Annotated in this window: 23 protein-coding genes; 13 read left to right on the top strand and 10 right to left on the bottom strand. The window is 63.9% G+C overall.

Annotation, left to right across the window (positions count from 1 at the left end):
- Positions 1–65 precede the first annotated feature (65 nt).
- The 6 genes from AC5J09_RS08120 to AC5J09_RS08095 are packed head-to-tail and all read left to right on the top strand — an operon-like array spanning position 66 to position 7422.
- Positions 66–1247 carry a M24 family metallopeptidase gene (locus tag AC5J09_RS08120; RefSeq protein WP_494297365.1) on the top strand — a complete coding sequence of 394 codons (1182 nt, stop codon included), beginning with the start codon at positions 66–68 and terminating at the stop codon, positions 1245–1247.
- A gap of 60 nt (positions 1248–1307) precedes the next feature.
- The gene (locus tag AC5J09_RS08115) at positions 1308–2456 is read left to right on the top strand and encodes a M24 family metallopeptidase (protein WP_494297364.1); all 1149 of its coding nucleotides are present in this window, start codon (positions 1308–1310) and stop codon (positions 2454–2456) included.
- A 10-nt stretch (positions 2457–2466) separates the two neighbouring features.
- The gene (locus AC5J09_RS08110; RefSeq protein ID WP_494297363.1) at positions 2467–3723 is read left to right on the top strand and encodes a sarcosine oxidase subunit beta family protein; all 1257 of its coding nucleotides are present in this window, start codon (positions 2467–2469) and stop codon (positions 3721–3723) included.
- 9 nt (positions 3724–3732) lie between these two features.
- On the top strand, positions 3733–3999 hold the full coding sequence (locus AC5J09_RS08105) for a sarcosine oxidase subunit delta (RefSeq protein ID WP_494297362.1): 267 nt from the start codon (positions 3733–3735) through the stop codon (positions 3997–3999).
- Complete coding sequence (locus AC5J09_RS08100; protein ID WP_494297361.1) at positions 3996–6935, top strand: sarcosine oxidase subunit alpha family protein; 2940 nt, start codon at positions 3996–3998, stop codon at positions 6933–6935. Before AC5J09_RS08105 ends, AC5J09_RS08100 begins: the two co-directional genes overlap by 4 nt.
- On the top strand, positions 6928–7422 hold the full coding sequence (locus AC5J09_RS08095; RefSeq protein ID WP_494297360.1) for a sarcosine oxidase subunit gamma: 495 nt from the start codon (positions 6928–6930) through the stop codon (positions 7420–7422). Before AC5J09_RS08100 ends, AC5J09_RS08095 begins: the two co-directional genes overlap by 8 nt.
- A gap of 121 nt (positions 7423–7543) precedes the next feature.
- Here the strand turns inward: AC5J09_RS08095 and AC5J09_RS08090 are convergent, their stop codons facing one another.
- Together AC5J09_RS08090 and AC5J09_RS08085 are read right to left on the bottom strand one after the other, a co-directional pair.
- Positions 7544–9016 carry a M81 family metallopeptidase gene (locus tag AC5J09_RS08090; protein ID WP_494297359.1) on the bottom strand — a complete coding sequence of 491 codons (1473 nt, stop codon included), beginning with the start codon at positions 9014–9016 and terminating at the stop codon, positions 7544–7546.
- A gap of 22 nt (positions 9017–9038) precedes the next feature.
- Positions 9039–9530 carry a hypothetical protein gene (locus AC5J09_RS08085; protein WP_338281384.1) on the bottom strand — a complete coding sequence of 164 codons (492 nt, stop codon included), beginning with the start codon at positions 9528–9530 and terminating at the stop codon, positions 9039–9041.
- Positions 9531–9646: 116 nt separating this feature from the next.
- Between AC5J09_RS08085 and AC5J09_RS08080 the strand changes: the two genes are divergently transcribed.
- The 6 genes from AC5J09_RS08080 to AC5J09_RS08055 all read left to right on the top strand — a co-directional run bounded on the left by AC5J09_RS08080 (position 9647) and on the right by AC5J09_RS08055 (position 16389).
- Positions 9647–10036, top strand: coding sequence for a RidA family protein (locus AC5J09_RS08080; protein WP_003534336.1), 390 nt, complete (start codon positions 9647–9649; stop codon positions 10034–10036).
- 20 nt (positions 10037–10056) lie between these two features.
- A complete protein-coding gene (locus AC5J09_RS08075; protein WP_494297358.1) occupies positions 10057–10920 on the top strand; it encodes a MurR/RpiR family transcriptional regulator in 864 nt (287 codons plus the stop codon).
- A gap of 19 nt (positions 10921–10939) precedes the next feature.
- Positions 10940–11716 carry an SDR family oxidoreductase gene (locus AC5J09_RS08070; protein ID WP_494297357.1) on the top strand — a complete coding sequence of 259 codons (777 nt, stop codon included), beginning with the start codon at positions 10940–10942 and terminating at the stop codon, positions 11714–11716.
- Between the two features lie 24 nt (positions 11717–11740).
- Complete coding sequence (locus AC5J09_RS08065) at positions 11741–13660, top strand: beta-N-acetylhexosaminidase (RefSeq protein ID WP_494297356.1); 1920 nt, start codon at positions 11741–11743, stop codon at positions 13658–13660.
- Positions 13661–13668: 8 nt separating this feature from the next.
- Complete coding sequence (locus AC5J09_RS08060) at positions 13669–15102, top strand: M81 family metallopeptidase (RefSeq protein WP_494297355.1); 1434 nt, start codon at positions 13669–13671, stop codon at positions 15100–15102.
- Between the two features lie 72 nt (positions 15103–15174).
- Positions 15175–16389: an MFS transporter gene (locus AC5J09_RS08055; protein WP_494297354.1), complete on the top strand. Its 1215-nt coding sequence runs from the start codon at positions 15175–15177 to the stop codon at positions 16387–16389.
- A gap of 42 nt (positions 16390–16431) precedes the next feature.
- On the opposite strand, the gene hutU is transcribed toward AC5J09_RS08055, so the two are convergent.
- The 5 genes from hutU to AC5J09_RS08030 form a co-directional block, all read right to left on the bottom strand.
- Entirely contained in the window at positions 16432–18105 is a 1674-nt protein-coding gene (gene hutU / locus AC5J09_RS08050) for a urocanate hydratase (RefSeq protein ID WP_494297663.1), read from the bottom strand.
- Positions 18106–18107: 2 nt separating this feature from the next.
- Positions 18108–18923, bottom strand: coding sequence for an N-formylglutamate deformylase (gene hutG, locus AC5J09_RS08045; RefSeq protein WP_494297353.1), 816 nt, complete (start codon positions 18921–18923; stop codon positions 18108–18110).
- Between the two features lies 1 nt (position 18924).
- Positions 18925–20460, bottom strand: coding sequence for a histidine ammonia-lyase (hutH, locus tag AC5J09_RS08040; RefSeq protein ID WP_494297352.1), 1536 nt, complete (start codon positions 20458–20460; stop codon positions 18925–18927).
- Positions 20457–21704, bottom strand: coding sequence for an imidazolonepropionase (gene hutI / locus AC5J09_RS08035; protein ID WP_494297351.1), 1248 nt, complete (start codon positions 21702–21704; stop codon positions 20457–20459). The genes hutH and hutI overlap by 4 nt, the downstream gene beginning before the upstream one ends.
- Before the next feature lie 232 nt (positions 21705–21936).
- The gene (locus AC5J09_RS08030; RefSeq protein WP_494297350.1) at positions 21937–23121 is read right to left on the bottom strand and encodes an MFS transporter; all 1185 of its coding nucleotides are present in this window, start codon (positions 23119–23121) and stop codon (positions 21937–21939) included.
- A gap of 89 nt (positions 23122–23210) precedes the next feature.
- On the opposite strand from AC5J09_RS08030, the gene AC5J09_RS08025 reads away from it, so the two are divergent.
- Positions 23211–23579, top strand: a complete 369-nt coding sequence (locus tag AC5J09_RS08025) for an ArsR/SmtB family transcription factor (RefSeq protein ID WP_494297349.1) — start codon at positions 23211–23213, stop codon at positions 23577–23579.
- Between the two features lie 27 nt (positions 23580–23606).
- Here the strand turns inward: AC5J09_RS08025 and phnN are convergent, their stop codons facing one another.
- From phnN to AC5J09_RS08010, 3 genes are read right to left on the bottom strand one after another with little or no spacing between them, the layout of a single operon-like run.
- Complete coding sequence (phnN, locus tag AC5J09_RS08020) at positions 23607–24191, bottom strand: phosphonate metabolism protein/1,5-bisphosphokinase (PRPP-forming) PhnN (protein ID WP_018098395.1); 585 nt, start codon at positions 24189–24191, stop codon at positions 23607–23609.
- Entirely contained in the window at positions 24188–25327 is a 1140-nt protein-coding gene (locus tag AC5J09_RS08015; protein ID WP_494297348.1) for an alpha-D-ribose 1-methylphosphonate 5-triphosphate diphosphatase, read from the bottom strand. The genes phnN and AC5J09_RS08015 overlap by 4 nt, the downstream gene beginning before the upstream one ends.
- 1 nt (position 25328) lies before the next feature.
- A complete protein-coding gene (locus AC5J09_RS08010) occupies positions 25329–26036 on the bottom strand; it encodes a DUF1045 domain-containing protein (protein ID WP_102762528.1) in 708 nt (235 codons plus the stop codon).
- Positions 26037–26242 lie beyond the last annotated feature (206 nt).

The following is a 26242-nucleotide window of genomic DNA, read 5'->3' as shown; positions in this document are numbered from 1 at the left end:
ACCCTGTTGCGCAAAACGCAAAATGATGTACACATCTTGTGGCATACGCGACGAAAGGAGATGTCGTGAACAGGGCAGCTGTATTTACCGCGGCGGAGTATTCCCGCCGGCTCCGTGACGTGAAGGCGCGAATGGAGCGGGCAGGCTTCGATCTCGTCATATGCCAGGACCCGGCAAATATGGGCTGGCTCACCGGCTATGACGGTTGGTCGTTCTATGTTCCGCAATGCGTGCTGGTGCATCTGGACGAGGATCGGCCCATCTGGTTCGGCCGGGCGCAAGACGAAAAGAGCGCGCTTCTGACCACCGGCTTGCCTTCGGAATATGTCGTGCCGTTCTCGGAACATCTGGTGCAGAACCCCGATGGACATCCCTTCGACGAACTTGCCGCTCTGGTGCGCACCCGCGGCTGGGGCAGGGCACGCATCGGTGTGGAGATGGACGCGCACTACTACACGGCGCGATGCCATGCCCATCTCGTCAAGGGTCTTCCGGACGCGCGCTTTTTCAACAACGGCGACCTGGTCAATTGGGCGCGCCTGGTCAAGTCGGAGCCGGAACTCGCCTTGATGCGCGAGGCCGGTGCTATTTGCTCCCACGCCATGGAGAGGGCCATCGGGAAAATGCGCCCCGGTGTGCCGCAGAACGAAGTCATCGCCGAACTCTATCATGCCCAGATCATGGGCGTGGACGGCCTGGGCGGCGACTATGCCGCGATTTGCCCGTTGATGCCTGTCGGCGAGGGCACCGCAACCCCGCACCTGACATGGACCGAAGAACCCCTGCCGCAATCCGGCCTAGCGATACTCGAGATCGCCGGCGTAAGGCGACGCTATCATTCGGCGCTTACCCGCACAGTGCACTTCGGCCCGCCGCCGCAGATCTATCTCGATATCGCCAAGGCTATCGTGGACGGCGTGGATGCCGGGCTTGAGAAGGCGCGATCCGGCAACACCGCCGAGGAGGTCGAAGCCGCATGGCAGGCGGTTTTGCGCAGCCGGGGACTGAAGAAGGAGAGCCGGGTCGGATATCCGATCGGTCTTGCCTACCCGCCGGACTGGGGCGAGCGCACCGTCAGCCTCCGGCCCGGCGACAGGACCGAACTGCAGCCTGGCATGTGCTTTCATATGATGGCCGGCGTCTGGCTCGGCGATTTCGGCCTGGCGATATCCGAGTCCTTCACCGTCACCGACAGGGGCGGAGAGAAGCTCTGCACGTCGCCGCGGGAGTTGATCGTCGTCGAATAGACGGCCGCTGATATCCATTCAAAGCGCCGCCGGCAAAGGGCGGAAGAAAAGAGAGAAACCATGGACGGTAATCCCTTTACCGACGGCGAAATTGCGCGCCGCCTCGATGCCGTAAGGGCTGGGCTGATGGAACGTGGGCTCGATGCGGCTCTTTTCGCATCGCCGGAAAACATCTTCTATCTGACGGGTCTCGATCACTGGGGCTACTTCGCGCCCCACCTTCTCATCGTCCCGCTTAATGGTGTGCCGACTCTCGTCACCCGCGCAATGGAGCGGGTGACGATCGAAAGTCATGTACGGGCGGCGGAATTCCGCGGCCACAGCGACAGCGAGACCGCGGCCGATCTCGCTTCGCGCATTCTCAAGGATCAGGGTTTCGCTGGAAAGCGGCTCGGACTCGAACAGTGGACATCCGGGCTCAGTCATGGGCTCGGACGGCGGCTGGAGTCGCTGGTGTCCGCCGAATGGAGCGACGTCTCCGATCTGGTGGATCGGCTCAGACTGGTGAAGAGCGCCGAGGAACAGGTCCTCCTCCGGCGCGCTGCCGCGATCACCGATGCGGCGGCCAGCGCCGCCATCGGGATGATCGCCGACGGTGCACGCGAATGCGACGTCGCGGCCGAATGCATCGCTGCGATGACCCGCGCCGGAGGCCACGTGCCGGGCTTCGGCCCCTTCATACGTCCGGCGTCCCGGCTGGGAGAGGAACACACGACCTGGGGATCCGGCAACTATCGAAAGGGTGAGCCGGTCTTCGCGGAGCTTTCGGGATGCGTCTCGCGCTACCACGCTCCCCTGGGACGGCTGATCCGGCTGGGAGGCATCAGTGACGCCGATCAGAGTATGGCCGAAGTGACGGCGGCGGCCTTCGATGCGGTGGTCGGGGCGCTCAGACCCGGCGCGCTCGCCCGCGATGTCTACGCCGCCTGGCAGGGTGTCGTCGACGATGCGGGCCTATCCCATTACCGGCGGCATCATTGCGGCTACTGCGTCGGTGTCGGCCAGCCGCCGTCCTGGACGGGGGGGAATACGGTGACGGGCCTTCGGCACGATTCCGATCTCGAGATTCGCACAGGAATGAGCTTTCACATCCTTTCCTGGCTCATGGGCACCGGCAAGGGAGACGATTTCGTCTCCAATACCGTGCTGCTGACGGAAAGCGGACCAGAGGTGCTGACGCGCACGCCGCTCGGCCCGATCGTTCGGTAGGACTTCCGTCATGAGCCGCTATTCGGTCTTCTCGCTGCTGCGCCACGCAGCAACAGGCAACAGGGGATGGCAGCGCGCCTGGCGCGCCGCCACGCCGAAGTCCGCCTATGACGTCGTCATCATCGGCGGCGGCGGACACGGCCTCGCAACCGCTTTCTACCTCGCTGAGAACCACGGCGTCCGCAATGTCGCCGTGCTGGAAAAGGGCTACATCGGCGGTGGCAATGTGGGGCGCAATACCACGGTCATCCGCTCGAACTACCTGCTCGACGGCAATACCCAGTTCTACGAATTTTCCATGAAACTCTGGGAGGGAATGTCCGCCGCCCTCAACTTCAACGTCATGTTCTCGCAGCGCGGCCAACTTGTAACGGCGCATTCGGCGGATCAGCTCGACACGTTCAGCCACCGCGCCAACGTCATGCGCTCGAACGGCATCGATGCGGAGATCCTTGGCCGTCAGGATGTGCGCAAGCTCGTGCCCTATCTCGGCTTTTCCGACACGGCCCGCTTCCCGATCCATGGAGCGATTTTTCAGGGGCGGGCCGGCACCGCCCGCCACGATGCCGTGGCATGGGGCTATGCGCGCGCGGCAAGCGGCCACGGCGTAGACATCATCGAGGGCTGCGAAGTGACGGACTTCGTGCGGCAGGGCGAGCGGATCGTTGGCGTCGAAACGCCCCGCGGCCGTATCGGTGCCGGCCGGGTCGGTCTGGCGGTGGCCGGTCACACCTCCGTCCTTGCCCAGAAGGCAGGGCTGGAACTCCCGATCGAGAGCCACCTGCTCCAGGCTTTCGTGACCGAGCCGGTCAAGCCGCTGGTCGACCATGTTATCGCTTACGGGGCGGACCACTTCTATCTCAGCCAATCGGACAAGGGCGGCCTGGTCTTTGGCGGCAATCTCGACGGATACAACTCCTACTCGCAGCGCGGCAATACCGGGGTGCTGAAGGAGGTTTGCGAAGCGGCGATCGCGCTGATGCCGAACATCTCACGTCTGCGCCTGCTGCGACACTGGGGCGGCATCATGGACATGACTCCGGATGCCAGCCCGATCATTTCGCCGACGCCCGCCGACGGCCTCTACCTGAACGGCGGCTGGTGCTACGGCGGCTTCAAGGCGACGCCGGCATCCGGCTGGTGCTTTGCCGAGATGCTGGCGACGGGCGAGACACCGCCGCTTGTCCGCGGCTATGGGCTGGGACGTTTCCGCAGCGGGCACATTATCGACGAAGCGGGTGCCGGCCCCTTCGCCTGGCTTCAATAGGAGAGCGACATGCTTCGCATAGACTGCCCCTGCTGCGGCGTGCGCGATCATACCGAATTCCGTTACGGGGGCGACGCGACTGCCGAGCGGCCCGCCCAAGACGATCCGGATGCCGATGCCTGGTACCGCTATGTGTATGTGCGGACCAATCCGAAAGGCGTGCATCGGGAATACTGGCAGCACGTTCTGGGCTGCCGGCAATGGCTCGTCGTCGAGCGCGATACCGTCACGCATGCGATCCATTCGGTCAGTTTTTCAAGAAGGCAGCGGGCATGACAATCACCGAAAAGCGGCTTGAGTCAGGCGGGTATCTCGACCGCTCGCAGGCCCTCGAGTTTACGTTCGATGGCCGCCGATATACGGGATTCAAAGGCGATACCCTCGCTTCCGCCCTGCTGGCGAGCGGGGTCTCGCTGGTCGGCAGAAGCTTCAAATATCATCGCCCCCGCGGCATCCTCTCAGCCGGCGCGGAAGAGCCGAATGCTTTGGTGACGGTCGGGGCGGGTGCGCTTCGCGAGCCGAACCTGCCGGCGACGATGCTCGAGCTGACATCCGGCCTGGCAGCGGCAAGCCAGAACAACTGGCCATCCCTGCATTTCGATATCCAAAGCGTCAACAGCCTCTTCGGTCCGCTTCTTTCCTCGGGGTTCTATTACAAGACCTTCATGGGACCGGGTCGACGGGCCTGGATGTTCTATGAGCACTTCATCCGGAAAGCTGCGGGTCTCGGCAAAGCGACGACGATGCCTGATCCGGACCTGTACGACGCCCGTGACGATTTCACGGATGTGGCGGTCGTCGGCAGCGGGCCCGCCGGACTTTCCGCCGCCTGGACCGCCGCCCATGCCGGCGCACGCGTGCTGCTGGTAGAGCAGGACTTCGCGATTGGAGGGCAGTTGCTCTGCGAAGCCGCGGGAGCGACATGGCTCGACGCGATGCGGACCGAGCTCGAGGCCATGCCGAACGTGCGCGTCATGCGGCGCACGACCGCTTTCGGGCTCTATGACGGGAATACGCTCGCCCTGATCGAAAATGCGGACCCCTTCGCCGGCGGCGGCACAGGCAAGGCAAGGAAGACCTTCACGTTGCTGCGCGCGCGGAGCATCGTGTTCGCGACCGGCGCGATCGAGCGGCCGATGGTCTTCTCGAACAATGACAGGCCCGGCGTCATGCTGAACTCGGCGATCAGGACCTATGTCAATCGCTATTCGGTCCTGCCCGGCCGGAACGTCGTCATCGCGGCCGCCGATGACAGCGCCTACCTCACCGCGTTCGATCTCCTCGCAAAAGGGGCACGCGTCACGATCGCAGACGCCCGGGCGACTTTGGAACCGACGCTGCGGGAGAAAGCGATGCAAATGGGCGCAGAGGTTCGTGTCGCGACGAATGTGGTGGATGTGAAAGGCAAACTCGCGGTAAGGGGTGTCGTCCTCGCAGGAAAGGAGGGCACGACCAGCGTCGGCTGCGATCTGGTCGGTATGTCCGCAGGCTGGTCACCGGTTCTGCACCTGACATCGCATCAGGGGGCTAGACCAGTCTACCGGGCCGATATCGACGCATTTGTTCCGGGAAGGCTCCCTGACAGCCAGTTCGTTGCGGGTGCGGCGGCAGGGAGCATGAGCGTGTCTGCGGCCATTGCCGAGGGTTCCCGGGCAGGCGGCGCGGCGGCGGCCGTTGCCGGACGGGTCGGGACCTTGCCGGATGCCCCCGCATTGGAGATCGACGAAGCGGAGGCGCCGACAACGTCCTACAAGCCGGTCCTCGGTCAGCGCAAAGCGTTCGTCGATTTCCAGATGGACGTCACGCTCGACGACATCCAGCTGGCGCAGCGGGAAGGCTACGAATCGGTCGAGCATCTCAAGCGCTATACGACGCTCGGCATGGGAACGGACCAGGGCAAGACCAGCAACATCAACGCCTTGAAGGTGATGGCGAAGCTGCGCGGCATTGCGGTGCCGGATTCGGGAACGACCACCTTCCGTCCGCCCTACACCCCGGTGGCGATCGGCGCGATTGCCGGGCGTTCGACCGGTCGTCACTTCCGGCCTTACCGACTTACGCCGATTCATGACTGGCATAGGGCAAACGGCGCACAGATGACCGAGGTCGGCCTCTGGATGCGCCCGTGGTTTTACGAAGCCTCCGGGAAGGACGTGAACGCGGCTTACGTCGGCGAAATGCGGCATGTTCGGTCCGCGGCGGGCATCATGGACATCTCGACGCTCGGAAAGATCGACATCCAGGGACCGGACGCGGCAGTCTTTCTCGACAGGGTCTACGCCAACGGTTTCGCAAGTCTCAGGGTCGGGCGGGCGCGTTACGGCGTCATGCTGCGCGACGACGGCATCGTCTTCGACGACGGAACGACGACGCGTCTCGGACCGGACCGCTTCTTCATGACGACCTCGACCGCCAAGGCGGCGGACGTGCTTTCCTGGCTCGAATTCCTCCTGGATACGGCGTGGCCGGATCTGCGTGTCTCCGTTTCGTCGGTCAGCGACGAGTGGGCGGGCATGTCGGTCGCGGGACCCGAGAGCCGCAAGGTCATCGCGGCGGCATTCCCGGATATCGATTTTTCCAGCGAAGCGCTGCCGCACATGGCTCTCGTGGAGGGAACGTTCAAGGACAGTCACTTGATGATCATACGCCTCAGCTATTCGGGCGAGCGCGCCTACGAGGTCTACGTCGGGGCCTCGAACGGCGAGAATGCCTGGCGTCACCTCATCGATGTCGGCGCGCCCCATGGACTGAAACCCTACGGCGTCGAGGCGCTTGGTGCTCTGCGCATCGAAAAGGGCCACGTGGCCGGGCCCGAAATCGACGGCAGAACGACGCTTTCGGACCTGGGCATGGGACGGATGGTCGCCAAGCGCAGCGGCTATGTCGGAGAGGCCCTGAGCCGCCGGGTGGCCTTTCAGGTTCCCGATCGTCAACGGCTGGTCGGCCTGAAATGCATCGAGACCGGCAAACGGCTTCGCGGCGGAGCGCTTCTGTTCGCGCCGGGAGAGCCCCTCGAAGGGCACGGCCGCGGCCGCATGACGTCCGTCACCTACAGCCCGGAGCTGGATTGCTACATCGGCCTGGGCCTCCTCGCCGCCGACTTCGAAGGCGACGAGGTGATTGCTTCCTATCCCATGAAGGACGAAGTCGTGCGCGCTCGCGTCGTTTCGCCCGTCTTTCTCGATCCGGCCGGAGAACGCATACATGGTTGATATCCCATCCGCCGCGCGCATGGTGCTGAAGCAATCGCCATGTCCGCTCATTCAATGCGATGCATGGGACGGCGCATTGGCGGCGTTCGAGCCGGCGCTCGCCCGGGAGATCGGTTGCCCGTTGCCAAAGCAGGTCGGCGAAATGGTCGGCCGCGAAGGGTTGAAGGTCGTGCGCGCCGGACCGCGCCGTTTCTGGATTTTCCCCGAGGGACGCTCATCGGCGATCGGCTCAGGCATCCCGGCCGAACTCGGCTGCAGGCTGGATCTCGGCGAGGGGCGGGTGCGTATCGAGATCGCTGCGCCTGATCTGCGTGAAGTCATATCCAGGTGCCTGGCGATTGACTGGGACCGGACGCTGGGATTTGCCGCCTTTTCCTCGCTTCACCGCATCCCGGTGATGTTCACACGATCCTCGGAGCGCGACGGAGAGTTCGTCGTGCCACGAAGCTTCGCGAAGAGTATCTTCGCGTGGCTGGAGGGGTGCTAGATCACAATGCTTTCGGGTCGGGTCGACCGGAAATTCTGAACGGGATCGATGCCGATAAGGCGGGGATGCGGGCGGAAAACCGCACACGCTTTTCCTCATCCGCCAGGTGATGGCGCTCGGCTCAGGCCGTCGTTTCGAACCCGTGCGGGTCGGTGACCATCGGCCAGATGTCGCGCCTTGCGCGCCGATAGGGAGTCCTCGCCGGGTCGTTGGGGTAGGGTGTCCCGGCAGAGCAATAGAGGATCTCGGACGCGATCCTGGAAAATGACGCGAAGAAGTGGTTCGTGGATTTGATCACGAGGATCTTTTTCGACGTGGGGTCGATGCCCATCACGGAGAAAAGGCTCGGGTCGAAGCTCTGGGCGCGCGTCGTGTTCAGGATGATGTCGATGCCGTGGACGCGTATGTGAACGGCGTCGCCGAAGGGAGCGAAGCTCTCGCCGAAGCGCATTTCAGCATTGCGCACCAGCTTGACGACCTTGACGATGCCATCGATCGGCCGCCCCGTGCCGGGCGCGGATTTCGCGCCGAAGCGCAAGGGGATCTCGGCGCCTTCGCCGGCCGCCATGCAGATCTGCACGGCCATTGGATCCCAGATCGTGCCGATCGCCGTGTCGGTCGCGTTCTTCGCAATGAGTTCCTCCAGCACGACCGTCGCATCGCCCGCCGTGCCGCCGCCTGGATTATCCCACATATCGGCAATCACCACAGGCCCGGCTGGAGCCGCCAGCGCCTGTGCCACCGCCTGGCGTTCGTCGATCTCCGGCATGCGATAGGTGCCCCGCCGGGAGAAGAGCTCCAGACCCAGTTCACGGGCGAGTGCCTCGCCTTTCTCCGCCTTGCCGTTGGTCACGACCAGCATCTTGGTACCCATTTCCGCCACGTCGCCGGCCATGAAGCCATGCACGACGGACAATGACAGCACATCGGCATCGTCCCGCTCGATCTGTATCAGCTTGTCGACGAAGCTGCGCATGGGCTCGCGCGAGGTGGGGAAGACGTCGATCATCCGGCAGTCGAAGATGGACATTACCGGCTCTACGCGGCCCTCGAGCTTATCGATCGCGATCCGCCAGAGGTCTTCGGCGCGCTCGACGAAATCGGTGTGCGGGAACTCCTTGAAGAAGACGAAGAAATCCGCGGCCGCCGCTCTCCTTGCAGTGAGGTGGCTGTGTGGGTCGAGTTCGGCGCAGACGAGCACGTCCGGACCGACGATTTCGCGCACGCGCTGAAGCAGGTCGCCTTCGGTATCCTCGCAGCCGTCCGCGACCATTGCCCCATGCAGGCCGAGAACGACGGCATCGACGGGCAGGGCGGCACGCAATTGGCCGAGAATCTCGTCACGCAGATCCTCATAGGTCTGCCGATTGACGAGACCGGCAGGATCAGCCCAGGCAGCGGTGCCTTCGATCAGTTCCCAGCCTTTTTGCGCGGTCACGCGGCGGCCGACCGTGATCGGCGCCGTGCAGAGCGTCGGAGTTTCCGGGTGCTTTCCTGGCGGAGCGTAAAGCGATGCCTCGAATGCGCGCCTGTCGATCCAGATGGGAGAGAAAGTGTTCGTCTCGGTCGCGAGCGCCGCCGTGAAGATGCGCAATGGCTTCGCCTTGTCCCTCAACTCAGTTCGACCCCATCGGATTGGGGAGATAGCCGGTGAAGCCGCATATTTTCCACCGGCCCCGGTGGAGGCGGCAATAGTAAACCGTCTGCCACTTCATTATATCGAACGTGCCGTCCGCTTTCTTCAATCCCCCGTCGAATTTCTTGCGCGCAAGGGCAAGCTCACCGTCGACCTCGATGTCTTCCAGGGTCGTGGTGGCGAAGATCGCTTCCCGCGGATCCTCGGCAAAGGACTGCCCGGCGAAGTCCCGCGCCTGGCGCAGCCATTCGTCCCGATAGACGGCGAGCGAGGGAAAGGTGAGCCGCCATTTGTCCGGGTTCGTCTCCCGCCGTCCGTCGATGCCGATGAAGCTCTCCTCGACGAAATCGTCGGCTACCATCGACCAATCGGCGGCCAGGAATGCGTCGATATCGCGGGTGACCAGCATCTCCCATATGGAGTGGCGGGCCGTGTCGCTATCTGGAAACGGATTCTGGAAGGGATTCCGCATGTATTTTCGCCTGGATTGAAATTCTTTTCATAAATGATGATTTTCACTGGTCAAATTCCGTATTCTATGGTCATTTGTCAACGGATAAAGAAAATAATTTGCAGAACGGGTCCTCGATGTCGATCAAGCGCTATGGTGCCGAACAGGTTGGCGCAGGCGGAAAAACATTGCCTTTCGCACGTGCCGTCGAGGCGGGCGGCTGGCTTCACGTCTCGGGTCAGGTGGCGATGGAAAACGGCGAGATCATCGGCGGCAACATCGTCGCCCAGACTCACAAGGCGATCGGCAATCTTCTGGCCATCTTGAAAGAGGCCGGTTACGGTGTCGAGCACGTGGTGAGAGTTGGCGTCTGGCTGGACGATCCGCGCGATTTCTGGAGCTTCAACCGGATCTATCAGGAATATTTCGGAGCTCATCCGCCGGCGCGCGCCTGCGTACAGTCCTCCATGATGGTCGATTGCAAGGTGGAGATCGATTGCGTCGCCTACAAGCCGAAGGACGCCTGAATAGGGAAGGGCGCCGTTCGATGGATATTTTCGCGACACTGCAGGAGGAGAAGGGGCGGTTATCCCAATCGGAAAACCGCATTGCCGATATCCTGCTCAATGATTTCGAGTTTGCGGTGAACGCTTCCATCATCGAGCTTGCCGGCAAGGCCGACGTTTCGCCGCCGACGGTCACGCGATTCTGCCGACGCCTCGGCTGCGAGAGCTTTTCCGATTTCAAGGTGCAGCTGGCACGCACCCCCTATGTCGGCATGCGCTACCTGAAGCCCGAGCCGAAGAGCCAGGAGCCCGGCGATGTGGCGCAGGACATCATCACCAAGGCGCAGAATGCGCTCTTTCTGCTGCACCGTTCGCTCGACCTTGCAGCGATCGAGCGCGCAGCCGACCGGCTCGCGCAAGCGGAAATGATCTATGCCTTCGGCTCCGGCGGCAACTCCTCGATGATCGCCGGGGAGTTCCAGAACCGTCTTTTTCGATTGGGATTGCGCATCACCGCGAGTTCCGATCACAGCATGCAGATGATGATGGCGGCGGCCGCGCGGCCGGCCGACGTCATTGTTGGTTCCTCCTTTTCGGGACGCAATGCGGAGATGGTGCGCGCCTTCACGCTTGCGCGCGAGGCCGAGGTGCCGACGATCGCCCTTACCCAGAGCGGCAGTCCGGTCGCGCAGGCCGCCGATATCACCGTGCCGGTCGACCTGCCGGAAGGAAACAACATCTATCGTCCGACCTCCACCCGTATCGCCTATCTCGCAGTGCTCGATATCGTCGCGAGCCTCGTCGCCTATCGCGTCCAGCCGCAGGCGACGGTGACGCTCAGGCGCATCAAGCAGCAGCTGGTGGTGCACAGGGATGGCGACGACCGACAGCTTCTCGGAGACTGACGTGTCAGAAGGAAGGCCCATGCCGAAATCCGTAGCGATCGTCACAGGAGCTGCCGGCGACATCGGCCGCGCCATTGCCGCGCGCCTGGGCGACGGACACGATATCGTTCTCCTAGCCGACATCAACGGTGAGGCGGCGAAGAAGACGGCGCTTGATCTCGGCGGAACGGAGCGCTTCCTGTCCGTTTCCTGCGATGTGACGGACGCCGCAAGCGTGGCCGCAATGGCGGAGGCTGCCGCATCCGTCGGTACCGTGCGCACCCTCGTGAACAATGCGGGTGCCGCCCGCGCGGTCAGCCTGCACGACACCACGCAGGACATCTGGCGCATGGACAACGCACTCAACCTCGAAGCGGCCTTTCTCTGTTTCCGGGCAGTCGAGGAAATGCTGAAAGAGAGCAGGGGCTCGGTCGTCAACATCGCCTCCGTGAACGGCATGAATGTTTTCGGCCATCCTGCCTATAGCGCCGCCAAGGCGGGCCTTCTGCACCTGACGCGACTGATCGCCGTCGAATACGGCAAGTTCGGCATCCGCGCGAATGCGGTGGCGCCGGCGACGGTGCGCACGCAGGCCTGGGAGGCACGCGCGGCCGCCAATGCGCAGGTCTTCGAGGAGGCGAAGCGCTGGTATCCCTTGCAGCGTATCGTCGAGCCGAAGGACGTCGCCGAAGCGGTGCATTTCCTTGCCAGCCCCGCCGCCGGAGCCATTTCCGGCATCTGCCTGCCGGTCGACTGCGGGCTGACCGCAGGACAGGCGGAAGTCGCGCGGACCTTCTCGCAATCGATCCATTACTGACAAACCCAGCTTGGGAGGATGTTCATGCTGCCGGTTCTCTATCGCCTTGAATCTGCCTGGCAACCGGATGGCGGCCCGTTCGGGCGCTTCACCTTCAGCCTCTTCAATCTCTCGGGCGGGCCGCTCAGCGCCTTCCGGCTGGTTTACACATCGCTCACCCGCGTCATCGACGGGGCCGCTTGCGAAAACGCGGTCTTCCTGCGCCGCAACGCCAATTTCCATGAATTCGCGCCACCCGACGGACTGACGCTCGCCCATGGCGAACACTGGACGTTCACCGTCAGTGGTCTGCACCGCGAGGCGAAGCATTGCACCGACGGGGCGAAATCGGCCTATCTGACGCTCGCCGATGGCAGACATGTTCCTGTGGCGGTCTCCGATCTGCGTCTCGAAGGCGCCATGAGCGAACCGCCGCCGGTGCGTCTTCCGGAAGGCTGGCTCGAACTTCCTTTCGCACTGCAGCCCTGGCCTGCCGAGATCGACGCGGCGCCCGGGGACGCGGTCCCGGACGTCCTCTATCCCGCAGCGGGCAGCAATGCGGACGAGATCGATGCCGTTTCCAACGTCCTTGCGCTCTTCCATAGGCTGTTTTCGGCCGGACATGCTCCCTTCAGTCTTGCGCCGTCCTCGCAAGGGCTGCCGATCGTCTTCACGAAGAAAGCGGAACTCGAAGGCGAAGCCTACAGGCTTGCCTTTTCCGAGCGGGAGATACGGCTTGAATATGGAGCGGCGGCAGGCAGGCAATATGCCCTGACGACGCTCGCGCAGTTGATCGACGGCGCGCGAAACCACGGAGGCGAATTCAGGTTTCCCGCCGCCGGCGCAATCGCGGATCGGCCACGCTACGGCTGGCGCGGCTGTCATCTCGACGTCTCGCGGCAATTCTACCCTCCCGCCGACATCCTGCGCCTCATCGATATTCTCGCCTGGTTCAAGCTCAACATCTTCCACTGGCACCTGACCGACGACGAAGCCTGGCGGCTGGAAATCAAGGCCTATCCGACGCTGACGACACTCGGCGTCATGCGCGGCCCGGACGAGCCCATGCTGCCTCAACTCGGCAACGGCGCCGAACCGGTCGGCGGCTTCTATAGCCAGGCGGACGTGAAGGCGATCGTCGCGCATGCCGAGGCACTCAGCATCGAAGTCGTCCCGGAGATCGACATACCCGGCCACAGCACTGCCGCGCTCGTGGCTCTTCCCGAACTCTCCGACGGCCAGGAGGCGCCGGAAAGCTACCACTCGGTCCAGGGCTACCCGAACAATGCCCTCAACCCGGCCATCCCGCTCACCTACGAATTCCTCGAGAAGGTGTTCGACGAAATGGTCGAGCTCTTCCCCAGCCGATATATCCATATCGGCGGCGACGAGGTGGCCGACGGCTCGTGGCTCGCGTCACCGCTGGCGCGAAAACTCATGGGGCAGGAAGGGATTTCCGGCACCTTCGCGCTGCAGTCCTATTTTCTCAAGAGGGTGAAGCAGATGCTGACGGCGCGCGGGCGCAAACTCGTCGGCTGGAACGAGGTCGCGCATGGCGGCGGCGTCGGAACCGAGGGTACGCTGCTGATGGCCTGGGAGAACCCGAAAGTCGGCATCGAGCTCGCGCGCGAAGGCTACGACGTCGTAATGACCCCTGGCCAGGCCTATTATCTCGACATGGCCCAGTCGGATGCCTGGCAGGAGCCCGGCGCGAGCTGGGCCGGCACGGCGACGCCGGCGCACACCTATGCCTATGAGGCGGAAGGAGAGTTCCCGGAAGAGCTGAAGAGCCGGATGAAAGGAGTTCAGGCCTGCATCTGGTCCGAGCATTTCCTGTCGCGCGGATATTTCAACCGCCTCGTTTTTCCAAGGCTGCCGGCAATCGCCGAGGCCGCCTGGACCCCGAAGGACAAGAAGGATTGGCTGCGCTTTGCAGCGATCGCGCCATTGAGCCCCATTCTGTGAGTTGAGCCATGCGGATCGCGGTCGGTGGAATCCATACGGAATGCAGCACCTATTCGCCCGTCCTGATGACGGCCGAAGATTTCCGGGTGTTGAGGGGAGAGGACCTCTTGCGGTCGGATTATTTCGGCTTCCTCAGCGCCGAAGGGATAAGCCACTTTCCGCTCCTGCATGCGAGGGCCGTCCCCGGCGGACCGGTTTCGCGCCCGGCCTATGACGCCTTCAAGACCGAGTTCCTGGAGCGCCTGAAAGCGGCGCTCCCTCTCGACGGCCTCTATCTCGCCATGCACGGCGCGATCAAGGTCGATGGGATGGACGACGCCGAGGGCGACTGGATCACCGCCGCCCGCGCCGTCATCGGCGCCGATTGCCCGCTTGCAGTGAGCTACGATCTCCATGGCAATGTCAGTCAGCGAATCATCGACCAGGTCGATATCTTCGCGGCCTACCGGACCGCGCCGCATATCGATACGCGCGAGACCATGGTGCGGGCATGGTCGATGCTGGTGGAAACGCTTCGTTCCGGGAAGCGGCCCGGTGTCGCCTGGGCACCTGTTCCGCTTCTCCTTCCCGGAGAACGCACTTCGACGGAGGACGAGCCGGCGGCGAGCCTCTATCGCGTCCTGCCTGAATTCGACAGGCGGCCCGGCATCCTCGACGCCAATCTGATGGTGGGCTACGTCTGGGCCGATGAACCGAGAGCGACCGCCTGCGCCGTCGTCACCGGCTCGGACAAGGCCGCCGCCTCGAAGGCGGCTGAGGAAATCGCTGCAAACTATTGGCACCAGAGGGACAATTTTCGTTTCGGATCGCTCACCGGCTCGCTTGCCGACATGCTCGACATCGCCGAGCGGGCGACCACGGCGCCGGTAATCCTCGCCGATTCCGGCGACAACCCCACGGGTGGCGGGGTCGGCGACCGGGCGGATGTGTTGGTCGCGCTTCTCGAGCGCGGCTGGCGCGATGCGTTGATCGCCGGCATCGCCGATAGGCCGGCCGTTAATGCCTGTTTCGCGGCTGGCGCGGGTGGGACGCTGGCCTTGCGGATCGGCGGCAGTCTCGACCCGTCCAGCCCGTCCGCAGAGGTCGAGGCCAAAGTGGTGCATCTGAATGATCCGGGAGCGGTTGCCGAGCGGCAGGCGGTGGTTCAGGTCGGGGGCATAGCGGTCGTGTTGTCGGCGCGGCGCCGCCCCTATCATAACATCGAGGACTTTGCCCTCCTCGGTCTCGATCCGAAGACCGTGCGGCTGCTCGTCGTCAAGTCCGGTTATCTCTCGCCGGAGCTTGCGCCGATCGCCAATCCGAACCTGATGGCGCTGACGAACGGCGTCGTCAATCAGGATATCGAGAAGCTGGAAAGCTTGCGCCGGCAGCGGCCGATCTTCCCCTTCGACCGCGATTTCGAGTTTCACCCCAGCGCCAGCCTGTCAGCCCGCTGGACCTGAGATAGTAAACCCGCCCTGGTCTCCGGGCGGGTTTCATGAAGACGTTCCCCTTCCGCGGACTTTCCCCCCCTGATGTCTTCCCCGCTCTCGATCGCCATGCGCAACCCGGTCATCCGGACAAGCATGATCGCCATCGTTCTGTTCGGCTTTTCGGGGGCCGCGACGTCGCCCTACCAGTCGGTCGTCGGCATCACCGAACTGGGATTGAGCGACGGGTTCTATTCGGCGCTGATCTTCGCAGCGGCGCTGGTCAATGTTGCGGTCAGCGTGACGATCGGCATCGTCGCCGACCGCGTCGGCAATTACCGGACACTGATGCTGGCGGTCATTCTCTGCGGGGTCGTGGGTTACGGGGCGGTGTATCTGCTGCCGACGAAGGGGAGCTTCGTGGTCGCGGCCCTCATGCTGTTGCCGGTTCACGGCGCACTCAATCCGCTGCTCTTCGCCTATGTCCGCACGGCTGCGAAAGACATGGGCGGCAGGCATGCGGCTGTCGTCAATTCCGGCATTCGCGCGGCCATATCGCTTTCCTGGGTATTGGTTCCCGGACTGGTCGGATTGGTGCTATCGGCGCGCGGCAGCATGCTGCCGGCCTATCTTCTGGCAAGCCTCGGCTGCCTCGCCAATTTCGTGCTCGTCTTGCGGCTGCTGCCGGAGAAGGCGGGCGTGGACGGTGCTTTGGGCAAACGCCTCTCGTTTCTCGCGTCCTTCGGCGAGATATTGTCGCTGCGCGTTCTGGCGCGGCTTCTCGCCACCGCCCTGATCTCGTCAATGCTGCACGTCAATGCGGCGGTGCTGCCGCTGATCGTCACCGGTGCAGCCGGCGGCAAGGTGAGCGACATCGGCATCATCGTCGGTATCGTCGCTTTGCTGGAGGTGGTGTTCATCGTGGTCTGGGGACGTATCCAGTACCGGCTCAGCCATATCTATGCGCTCGCGCTCGGCACGGCGATCTATGTCGTCAACATGGCCCTGCTCGGGCTTTCGACCGAGCGCTGGCACATTTATGCGTTGACGCTGATCAGCGCTTTCGGCGCAGCGGCGCTGATCAGCATTCCGATCACCTATCTGCAGGAACTGATCGCGGACCGGCCCGGTCTGGGCAGTTCGTTGATCTCGGTGAACGTCTTCCTGGGCGCGGGGTTCGGCGCCGTTCTTTTCGCGCTCGGAACGCGCATCAGCGATTATTCGGGAACTGCGCTTTTAAGCTCCCTTGCGGGCGTCGCCGGCCTCTCGCTGTTGCTTTTCCTCGACGGCGACGGCCGAGGAAAAGCGTCTGCGTCCTGAAGAAGACGCGGCAGAAGGATGCCGTGGCGACCTGTCCGCTTTTTATTCGCCCAATATGCCCGGCAGGCGCAGGCCTTTTTCACGAGCACAGTCGAGCGCAATGTCATAGCCCGCATCGGCGTGGCGCATGACGCCGGTTGCCGGGTCGTTCCACAGGACCCGCTCGATGCGGCGCGCCGCATCGTCCGTACCGTCGCAGCAGATCACCATGCCGGAATGCTGCGAGAAGCCCATGCCGACGCCACCGCCATGATGCAGCGACACCCAGGTTGCGCCTGAGGCGGTGTTGAGAAGCGCGTTCAGGAGCGGCCAGTCTGAGACGGCGTCGGACCCGTCCTTCATCGCCTCGGTCTCGCGGTTCGGCGAGGCGACCGAGCCGGAGTCGAGATGGTCGCGGCCGATGACGATGGGGGCCTTCAGTTCGCCGCTGCGCACCATTTCGTTGAAGGCGAGGCCGAGGCGGTGACGATCGCCGAGGCCGACCCAGCAGATGCGTGCGGGCAGGCCCTGGAAAGCGATGCGCTCGCGCGCCATGTCGAGCCAGTTGTGCAGGTGCTTGTTGTCCGGCAGCAGCTCCTTCACCTTCCGGTCGGTCTTGTAGATGTCTTCCGGATCGCCGGAGAGCGCCGCCCAACGGAACGGGCCGATGCCCCTGCAGAACAGCGGACGGATATAGGCCGGCACGAAGCCGGGGAAATCGAAGGCGCGCTCGAGGCCTTCGTCCTTGGCCACCTGGCGAATGTTGTTGCCGTAGTCGAGGGTCGGGACGCCGGAATCCCAGAAGGCGAGCATCGCCTCGACATGGTCGCGCATCGAGGCGCGGGCGGCCTTTTCGACCGCCTTCGGGTCGCTCTCGCGCTTGGCCTTCCATTCGGCCATCGTCCAGCCCTTGGGCAGATAGCCGTTGATCGGGTCGTGAGCCGAGGTCTGGTCCGTGACCATGTCGGGGCGGATGCCGCGACGGACCATTTCGGGGAGGATTTCCGCCGCATTGCCCAAAAGGCCGACCGATTTCGCCTCGCCGGCCTCGGTCCAGCGTTCGATCATTTCCATGGCTTCTTCGAGCGTCTCGGCCTTCTCGTCGAGGTAGCGCGTGCGCAGGCGGAAATCGATCGAGTCAGGGTTGCATTCGACGGCAAGGCAGCAGGCGCCGGCCATGACGGCCGCAAGCGGCTGGGCTCCACCCATGCCGCCGAGACCGCCCGTCAGGATCCACTTGCCTTTGAGGTTGCCGCCATAATGCTGGCGGCCGGCCTCGACGAAGGTCTCATAGGTGCCCTGCACGATGCCTTGCGTACCGATATAGATCCACGAGCCGGCGGTCATCTGGCCGTACATGGCGAGACCCTTCTTATCCAGCTCGTTGAAATGATCCCAGGTCGCCCAGTGCGGCACGAGATTGGAGTTGGCGATCAGCACGCGCGGAGCATCCTTGTGCGTGCGGAAGACGCCGACCGGCTTGCCGGACTGGACGAGGAGGGTCTCGTCTTCGTTGAGGTCCTTCAGCGACGCGACGATGCGGTCGAAATCGGCCCAGGTTCGGGCTGCGCGGCCGATGCCGCCATAGACGACGAGTTCGTGCGGGTTTTCGGCGACATCAGGGTCGAGATTGTTCATCAGCATGCGAAGCGGCGCTTCCGTCAGCCAGCTCTTGGCGCTGATCTCGGTGCCGCGCGGGCTGCGTACTTCGCGAATATTGTGGCGCGGATTGTTCATGTTCATGCCTCGCTCCCTGTCCTTTTGAGCTCGTTAGCGACTGTTTCGATGCGTTCCAGAATAGTTTTCAGCGGACGGCGAAGCCTGTCGGCTTTCGCCTTGTCCAAAGCGAAGGGCGGTGCTTCCGTCGCCAGATGCGTCGATTGCGCCAGTTCCATCTGGATCGCGTGCACGCCCTGTTCCGGGCGGCCGTAGTGACGGGTCGTCCAGCCACCTTTGAAGCGGCCGTTGAGAATATGGCTGTAACCGTCTGCCCCGGCTGCGATTTCTGCGGTCACCTGCTCAATTTCAGGAGCGCAGGTCTTTCCCGCATCGGTGCCGATATTGAAGTCCGGCAGGCGGCCTTCGAAGAGGAAGGGAATATGCGAGCGGATAGAATGGCAATCGTAGAGCACCGCCACGCCGTGGATCGCCTTGACACGGGCGATCTCTGCGGCGAGCGCCGCGTGATAGGGCGCATGGAACACGCGCAGGCGCTCCGCGATGTCGGCCTCCGTCGGTCCTTCGCCTTCCTTCCAGATAGGCTGACCGTCGAAATCGGTTTCGGGCACGAGCCCGGTGGTGTTCTGGCCGGGATAGAGGCTGACGCCTGCAGGGTCGCGATTGGCGTCTATGACGTAGCGGTGAAAGGTCGCGCGAACCGTCGTCGCGTCCGGCAGAAGGCCTTCGTAGAGATCGTGGATGTGCCAGTCCGTGTCGGCGAGGACGCGGCCGTTGTCGTTGAGGCGTTCCCGGATGGAGGCAGGCACGTCGGTGCCCGTGTGAGGAAAGCCCAGGATGACGGGCGAGCTGCCCTGCCGGACTTCGAAGACGGCCATGTCAGTTCTCCAGTTTCGGAAGAATGCCCGCGGAGACGGCGGCAGCCAGCCGGCCCGACGCGACGAGATCGCCCGCGGCCTTGAGGTCGTCGGCCATGTAGCGGTCTTCCTCGATACTGGAGGAGACGCTGCGCACGGCTGCGGCGGCCTTCTGAAGTTCCGGGCTGGTGGTGAGCGGGGCGCGGAATTCGATGCCCTGCACCGCGGCGAGCGCCTCGATGCCGATGATCGAAAAGAGGTTTTCCGTCATCTGGAGCAGCCGGCGCGCACCGTGGCAGGCCATGGACACGTGGTCCTCCTGGTTCGCCGAGGTCGGCGTCGAGTCGACGGAGGCCGGATGGGAAAGCTGCTTGTTTTCCGACATCAGTGCCGCCGAAGTGACCTCGGCGATCATCAGTCCGGAGTTGAGGCCCGGCTTCCTGGCCAGAAAGGCCGGCAGGCCGTAGCTGAGCGCGGGGTCGACCAGAAGGGCGATGCGGCGCTGGGAGATGGCGCCGATTTCGCACACCGCGAGCGCGATCTGGTCGGCGGCAAATGCGACCGGCTCGGCATGGAAGTTGCCCCCGGAAACAACGGAATTGTCCGAAAGCACCAGCGGATTGTCGGTGACGGCATTGGCTTCGATCGTCAACGTGGCTGCGACGGAGCGCAGGAGATCGAGGCAGGCGCCGTCGACCTGGGGCTGGCAGCGGATGCAATAGGGATCCTGAACCCGCTCGTCGCCCTCGATATGGCTCTGGCGAATTGGGGAGCCGGTCAGCAGCTGCCGTAAGGCGGCGGCCGTGTCGATCTGGCCCTTATGGCCGCGCAGCGTGTGAATATCCGGATGGAAGGGGGCGGAAGAGCCCATGGCCGCATCGGTTGAAAGGGCGCCGGTGATGAGAGCGGCCTGGCCGGCGCGGTGCGCACGGAAGAGCCCGGCAAGCGCGAGAGCCGTAGAGACCTGCGTGCCGTTGATCAGCGCCAGGCCTTCCTTGGCGGCAAGCGTTACAGGGGAGAGCCCCGCCGCCTTCAATGCAGCGTCGCCTTTCATGCGTTCTCCGGCAAAGAAGGCTTCGCCATGGCCCATCATGACCGCAGCCATATGGGCAAGCGGCGCCAGGTCGCCAGAAGCACCGACCGAGCCTTTTTCGGGAATGAGCGGGATCACGCCCTTGTCCAGCATCGCTTCGATCAGCCGGACAAGCTCCAGCCGCACGCCGGAGGCGCCGCGGCCGAGCGAGATCAGCTTGAGCGCCATGATCAGGCGCACGATGTTTTCCGTGAGCGGCTGGCCCACGCCGCAGCAATGCGAGAGGATCAGATTGCGCTGCAACGTCGCCACGTCGGCGCTGTCGATCTTGATCGAGGCCAGTTTGCCGAAGCCGGTATTGATGCCGTAGACGGGCGCATTGCCCGCCACGATCTCGGCGATCCGCGCTGCGGCCTTGGCAATACCGGTATCGAAGGCGGGGTCGAGGCGCGCCGGCGCGCCGGTCCAGTAGATCGTTTCGAGGTCACTGAGCGAAACGGAGCCGGGACTGAGAATAACGGTCATCGGAGAATCCTTTCACCCTTGAAGATCCGCTCCCGAAGAGGATTGAAACCGATGCGGTAGATCAATTCCGCCGGCTGATCGATGTTCCAGATGGCAAGATCCGCAGACTTGCCGGATTCAATCGTGCCGGTCTCTCCGAGGATGCCGAGCGCACGGGCGGCCTCGCGGGTAACGCCTGCGAGGCATTCCTCCAGCGTCAGGCGGAAAAGCGTCGCGGACATATTCAAGGTGAGGAGCAGCGAGGTCAGCGGCGAGGTGCCGGGATTGCAATCGGTGGCGATGGCGATGCGCGTTCCGTTTTCTCGGAGTGCTTCGACAGGCGGAAGCTGCTTTTCCCGGAGGGTGTAGAAAGCCCCGGGCAGGAGGACGGCGACCGTGCCGGACTTCGCCATGGCGGCGGCTCCCGCAGCGTCGAGATATTCGAGGTGGTCGGCCGACAGAGCGCCGTAGGAAGCAGCGAGCTTTGCGCCGCCGAGATCCGAAAGCTGTTCGGCGTGAAGCTTCACGGGCAGGCCGAGCGACCTCGCCTTGTCGAAGACCGAAGCGATCTCCGCCGGCGAAAAGGCTATGCCTTCGCAGAAGCCGTCGACGGCGTCGGCTAGCCCTTCGGCGTGAGCCGCAACCAGGCCCGGCAGGACGACCTCGGCGATGTAGTCGCCGTTGCGTCCGCGATATTCCGGCGGGGTCGCATGGGCTGCGAGATAGGTGGTGACGATGCGCACCGGGCGCAGGCTTTCCAGCCGGCGGGCTGCGCGGAGCATCTTGAGTTCGGCCTCGACGTTGAGGCCATAGCCCGACTTGACCTCGACGGTGGACACGCCTTCGGCGAGAAGGGCATCGAGCCGTGGAAGTGCGGCCTCCACGAGTGCGTCGACGGAAAGGGCGTTGGTTGCCGCGACGGTCGAAGCGATGCCGCCTCCGGCACGGGCGATCTCCTCATAGGTCGCGCCTTCAAGGCGGAGCTGGAACTCCCGAGCGCGGTTGCCGCCATGCACGATATGCGTGTGGCAGTCGATCAGCGCCGGGGTGACCCAGCGGCCTTCGCAATCGAAGACCTGGTCGGCGCGAGCAAGCTCCGATGGCAGACCGGCCTCCGGGCCGGCATAGACGATCCGCTCGCCGCGCAAGGCGATGACGCCGTTTTCGATGACCCCGAGTGGCCCCAGGTCCTCGCGAAGTGTGGCAAGGCGTGCATTGCGCCAGAGACTGGTTCCGGCAGAATTTGGGTTGTCGTTTCCGTCCATCTATACCGCCCTTTCTTCGCTGTTAATGTATATACATAACGCCGGCGATGACAAGTGGGAATATGGTCCGTGAGATAACGCGGTGGGAGCTGCCGGCCAGAAGCACGGAAAAAAGCACAGAAAAGCCCCGAAACTTCCGTCCGGGGCTTATCGAGAGAACCGAGGCTGGCCTGCCTCGGCGACTATGCGGAAACGGGAAGCTGTTTCGCGGCGGCCCGCGTACCATGTGCGTCTATTCCGCCGCCGCAGTTGCCAGGCGCCGCCGATGGGATCTCAGCCCTGCATAAAGGACGGCGAGCGAAGCCACCGGAAACAGCGCCGCGAAGAAGCCGAGATCGGCGGCAGCCGTATTCTCGAGCACCCGTCCGCCGATCGCCGTGCCGGTCGCGATGCCGAGATAGATCGCCGAGGCGTTGAGCGACAGGGTCAGATGGGCAACCTCCGGCGCGAAGCCGACGATGCGGCTCGCCTGGGCCGGCGGGAACGCCCATCCTACGATCCCCCATGGCACCATTATGCCGATCAGCAGCAGGGCGGCCAGATCGCGCGTGAGGAAGTGCAGGCCAAAGGCGATCATCAGCGAGACAGCGAGCGCGGAGATGAGCGAAGCTGTCACCACGCGCGTGGCGCCGAGCCGGTCGGCCAGATAGCCGCTGGAGAGATTGCCGATCACCGCGCCGACCCCGAAGGCGAGCAGCAGCCCCGGCAGCGCCAACTGCGAAAGCCCGGCTCCGTCGATCGCCAGCGGCGCGAGATAGGAGATGATTATGAAGCCGCCGGTAAGATAGAGAAACGTCACCATGAGCGACGAGGCCACGCCCGGACGGCCGATGGCGCCGAAGCGCTCGGACATTGTCAGCTTCGTTCCGCTGAGGCCACGCGGCAGGCGCAACCAGAGCACGGCAGCGCAGGTGAGCCCAAGCAGCGCGACCGCCCCGAACGTGCCGCGCCATCCCCAGAAGGCGGCAATCAGCGCGCCGAGGGGCGCGCCGAGCGCCACCGCGAATGTGGTGCCGCCCACCACGATGGAAATCGCCAATGCGCGGTGCTCCGGTCCTGCCAGTGAAACCGCCGTCGCTTGAGCCGTGGCGGCGAACAGTCCGCTTGCCATTCCCATCACGATCTGGGCGAGCAGCAGCGTGGTGAAGGAGACGCTCATCGCCGCGATGCAGTTGCCGACGACGAAGACGAGCATTGCAGCCACCAGCAATCGACGCCGGTCCGCCGCGCCTGCCAGGGCCGAAAGCAGCGGCGCACCGATGGCGTAGGAAAGCGAGAACAGCGTGATCAGGTGCCCCGCATGGGGAATGGTCGTGTGCGTGTCGGCGGCGATCGACGGCAGAAGGCTGGAAAAGACGAAGCCGACCGTGCTCATCGTGAAAGAGCCAACGGCGAGCCAGATGATGCGCCTGTCCATCGGGAGACCTCGCTTGTTCAAAAGATATTGAACTATTGAACTTGGTTGCTCGCCGTGTCAATATGCCGAGACTGCTAATTGTTGATCCAATGACCCTACCGCATCCCACCGCCGATCAGATCACTCTGCCCAATGTCCTCGCGGCCCTCGGCGATCCGACGCGCCTGGCGATCGTGGGCTATCTCGCCCGCCGCGACGGACGGCCGACCATGTGCCTAAACTTCACGGATTTCGGCTCCAAGACCAATATCAGCTATCATCTGGCCAAGCTGCGCGAGGCGGGCATTACGCGTACCGAGGTCTCCGGCACCAGCCGGTTGATCACGCTGCGGCGGGACGATCTCGACATCCGCTTTCCCGGCCTCCTCGATTCCATTATCGCCGCCGCGGTGGACCTGCCCATGGTCAAGAAGATCGAGGATGCAGAGGAAGCTTTGGCACAAGGCGAGGCGCGATAAAGGGTTACCTAACCGCTCGCCCCTTCTTCAGGCAGGGTGATGGCTCTTGGCCGAGTGGCGCTCGACCAGCGCGACGAATTGCCGGCCGGCCACATCAAGCCTGCCGCTGTTGTCGATCACCGTTACGTCGGGATCGGCGATGACGTCGGGTGCCTGCCGCGTCAGGCGGCGCAACACGTCTTCCTCGCTCTCGCGGCCGCGCTCGGCCAGCCGCTTCGCCAGCACCGGCGGCTCGGCGGTGATCACCGCAACGGCAATCGTACCGAACGCCTGACGAATGGCCGGGAGGGCGGCACGGCTGCCGTTTACGATCGCGGTCATGCCTCTGGCGATCTTTTCGGCGATCTCCGCCGGGATGCCGTAGCTCAACCCATGCGCCTGCCACGAAACGGCGAAAGCGCCGCTCCGGCTCATCTCCTCGAATTCGGCGTCGGACACGCTTTCGTGCACCTCGCCGCCTGCATCCGACGGTCGTGTGATCGCCCGCCGGACGAAGAGAATATCGGGCCGCTGCGCGAAATGGCGGGCGGCAAAACCCATGACGCTGTCTTTGCCCGCACCGCTCGGACCGACGACGACGATGAGCGTTCCGGATCCCCGATCGGCGGTCATGCGACACGCCGTCCTTCGCGCCAGACCGAGCGGACGACCGGTATTCCCTCCGGCCGGCGGACGCGCGCGATGTCGGCGCGGAGCCCAACGGCGATCCGGCCGCGATCTTCGAGCCCGACAGTGCGCGCCGGCGTTGCCGTCACCATCGCGATGGCCTGGGGGAGGTCGATCGAGTCGACCTCATCTGCCAGAATGAACGGCGCATGGATGAGGCTGAAAGGTACGTAATCCGAAGAAAGCACGTCGAGAACGCCGCGCTCGGCGAGATCACGCGCGGCGATGTTGCCGGAATGCGATTTGCCGCGCACGATATTGGGCGCCCCCATCAATACGCTGAGACCGGCGCGATGGGAGGCTTCGGCCGCCTCGAAGCTCGTCGGGAACTCCGCGAGCCGGATGCCGTAGCCGATCGACTCGTCCACATGCTCGAGCGTCGCATCATCATGGCTGGCGACCGTAATGCCCCGCTCGGCGCAGGCTTTCGCGAGCGCGATGCGATGAGGGGTCGCATAGCGCGCCGATAGCGCTTGCTGGCGGTCGATGAACGCGGCAAAGGCTTCGTCGGTAAGGCCGCGTTTGACTTTGTAGTAGATTATGTACTGATCCATGGTCTGGAACTGGCGCTGCCCGGGAGCGTGGTCCATCAGAGAGACGAGACGAACCTGCGGATCGTTCCGGAAATCCTCATAGTGCTCCAGCACGTCGGCGGTCGACACTTCGCAGCGCAGATGGATCAGGTGATCGGCCCGCAAACGGCCCTCCTGCTTGGCCTGGGCGAGCGCATCGGCCATGCTGCGCATCTCGCCCTTCGGAAAGCCGCTGTCCTCGTCCGAGCCCAGGCGCAGACAATCGAAGACTGTGGTGATGCCGGAGGTGACGACCTGGGCGTCATGAGCCTGGATCGCCGCGATCTTCAGCCAGCGAACCCCGGGGCGCGGAGAATAGTGCGCCTCGAGATGGTCGGTGTGCAGTTCGACGAGCCCGGGCAGCAGGTAGTCACCCTCGAAATCCTCGCCCGTGGCACTCGCCCCTTCGGAGATGTCGGCGATCCTGCCGTCGCGGATCAGCACCGAACCGTCGAGGATCCGGTCCTCCAGAACGATGCGGGCGTTGGTCAAAATCTGTTCTTTGGGCATGTCATGCAATCTTTCGTTCGGATGCGCCGCCAAGCGGCAGCAGGGAATGGACGGTGAAAGGAGCGCCGCGGCGCTCTTCGGCGAAAAGGGCAATCGTCGAGACGGCAAGCGGCTTGCCGATGAATTCGGCGAAGACCGTTTCAAGCGCCTTTCTCATGGGCCGCTGCATGTCTTCCGGCACCGGCCCAGTCAGCGTCAGATGGAACTGGAACTCCTCGAAGACGTATGGGTAGCCCCATGCCGCCAGGTACTCGCGCTGACGCTGCGTAAGCCTGTCCGGATTGCGGCGGGCGAGATCGGCTTCCGAAAGCGGCGCCCGGAATGGCTCGAAACGGCGAACCGCCTGCTCCGCAAGGCGCTGCAGAGGCGGGCAAGGATCGGCCGAGACGAGCGCGAAGAAGGGGCCGATCTGATGCAAGGCGATCTCCGGCACTTCGAACGGCTCGATCTCCGCGGCGAACTCGTCGAAAGCCGCGATCAAGTCGGCTTCACCGCGGCCGGAGGTAAGCTCGAACGGTGCTTTCAGGGTCCCGTGGAAGCCGTAACGGCGGGGCTCGGTCGTCAATGCCATCTGCTCTTCACGTCCTACTGCCGGATTTTCCGGGCAGTCCAGGGCGCCGCCGGTGAACGCGTCGCGTCCCAGCCAACGGGAAGCGGTCTGCGACAGCCGGTCATCGGACGGCGGCGCGAAGTAGATTGCATAGCGCACGAATTCACACTTTCTTCATCAGTCGCTTCGACGCAGTTGCCCCGAGTCGACGGTTTCCGGGATGAAATGCGCAGCTAGCCGATTTGCATGACAACATCATGATGACATCGGCCCAGAACGCAAATCGGTTGGGAGCGGGATGGATTTGTTTGCAGCTTCGCCTGCTCCCGCGCCAGTGATCGGAATCAGTCATCATTATCCGAATC

This window comes from Sinorhizobium sp., from assembly GCF_059070375.1.
The sequence above is the reverse complement of the archived record's forward strand: the minus strand, read 5'-3'. Positions and strand labels throughout refer to the sequence as shown.

Bases quoted from the DNA above. Each gene is read 5' to 3' on its own strand.
- AC5J09_RS08115 (WP_494297364.1), top strand. From the start codon at position 1,308: ATGGACGGTAATCCCTTTACCGACGGCGAAATTGCGCGCCGCCTCGAT.
- AC5J09_RS08110 (WP_494297363.1), top strand. From the start codon at position 2,467: ATGAGCCGCTATTCGGTCTTCTCGCTGCTGCGCCACGCAGCAACAGGC.
- AC5J09_RS08105 (WP_494297362.1), top strand. From the start codon at position 3,733: ATGCTTCGCATAGACTGCCCCTGCTGCGGCGTGCGCGATCATACCGAA.
- AC5J09_RS08100 (WP_494297361.1), top strand. From the start codon at position 3,996: ATGACAATCACCGAAAAGCGGCTTGAGTCAGGCGGGTATCTCGACCGC.
- AC5J09_RS08095 (WP_494297360.1), top strand. From the start codon at position 6,928: ATGGTTGATATCCCATCCGCCGCGCGCATGGTGCTGAAGCAATCGCCA.
- AC5J09_RS08085 (WP_338281384.1), bottom strand. From the start codon at position 9,530: ATGCGGAATCCCTTCCAGAATCCGTTTCCAGATAGCGACACGGCCCGC.
- AC5J09_RS08080 (WP_003534336.1), top strand. From the start codon at position 9,647: ATGTCGATCAAGCGCTATGGTGCCGAACAGGTTGGCGCAGGCGGAAAA.
- AC5J09_RS08075 (WP_494297358.1), top strand. From the start codon at position 10,057: ATGGATATTTTCGCGACACTGCAGGAGGAGAAGGGGCGGTTATCCCAA.
- AC5J09_RS08070 (WP_494297357.1), top strand. From the start codon at position 10,940: ATGCCGAAATCCGTAGCGATCGTCACAGGAGCTGCCGGCGACATCGGC.
- AC5J09_RS08065 (WP_494297356.1), top strand. From the start codon at position 11,741: ATGCTGCCGGTTCTCTATCGCCTTGAATCTGCCTGGCAACCGGATGGC.
- AC5J09_RS08060 (WP_494297355.1), top strand. From the start codon at position 13,669: ATGCGGATCGCGGTCGGTGGAATCCATACGGAATGCAGCACCTATTCG.
- AC5J09_RS08055 (WP_494297354.1), top strand. From the start codon at position 15,175: ATGTCTTCCCCGCTCTCGATCGCCATGCGCAACCCGGTCATCCGGACA.
- hutU (WP_494297663.1), bottom strand. From the start codon at position 18,105: ATGAACAATCCGCGCCACAATATTCGCGAAGTACGCAGCCCGCGCGGC.
- hutG (WP_494297353.1), bottom strand. From the start codon at position 18,923: ATGGCCGTCTTCGAAGTCCGGCAGGGCAGCTCGCCCGTCATCCTGGGC.
- hutH (WP_494297352.1), bottom strand. From the start codon at position 20,460: ATGACCGTTATTCTCAGTCCCGGCTCCGTTTCGCTCAGTGACCTCGAA.
- hutI (WP_494297351.1), bottom strand. From the start codon at position 21,704: ATGGACGGAAACGACAACCCAAATTCTGCCGGAACCAGTCTCTGGCGC.
- AC5J09_RS08030 (WP_494297350.1), bottom strand. From the start codon at position 23,121: ATGGACAGGCGCATCATCTGGCTCGCCGTTGGCTCTTTCACGATGAGC.
- AC5J09_RS08025 (WP_494297349.1), top strand. From the start codon at position 23,211: ATGACCCTACCGCATCCCACCGCCGATCAGATCACTCTGCCCAATGTC.
- phnN (WP_018098395.1), bottom strand. From the start codon at position 24,191: ATGACCGCCGATCGGGGATCCGGAACGCTCATCGTCGTCGTCGGTCCG.
- AC5J09_RS08015 (WP_494297348.1), bottom strand. From the start codon at position 25,327: ATGCCCAAAGAACAGATTTTGACCAACGCCCGCATCGTTCTGGAGGAC.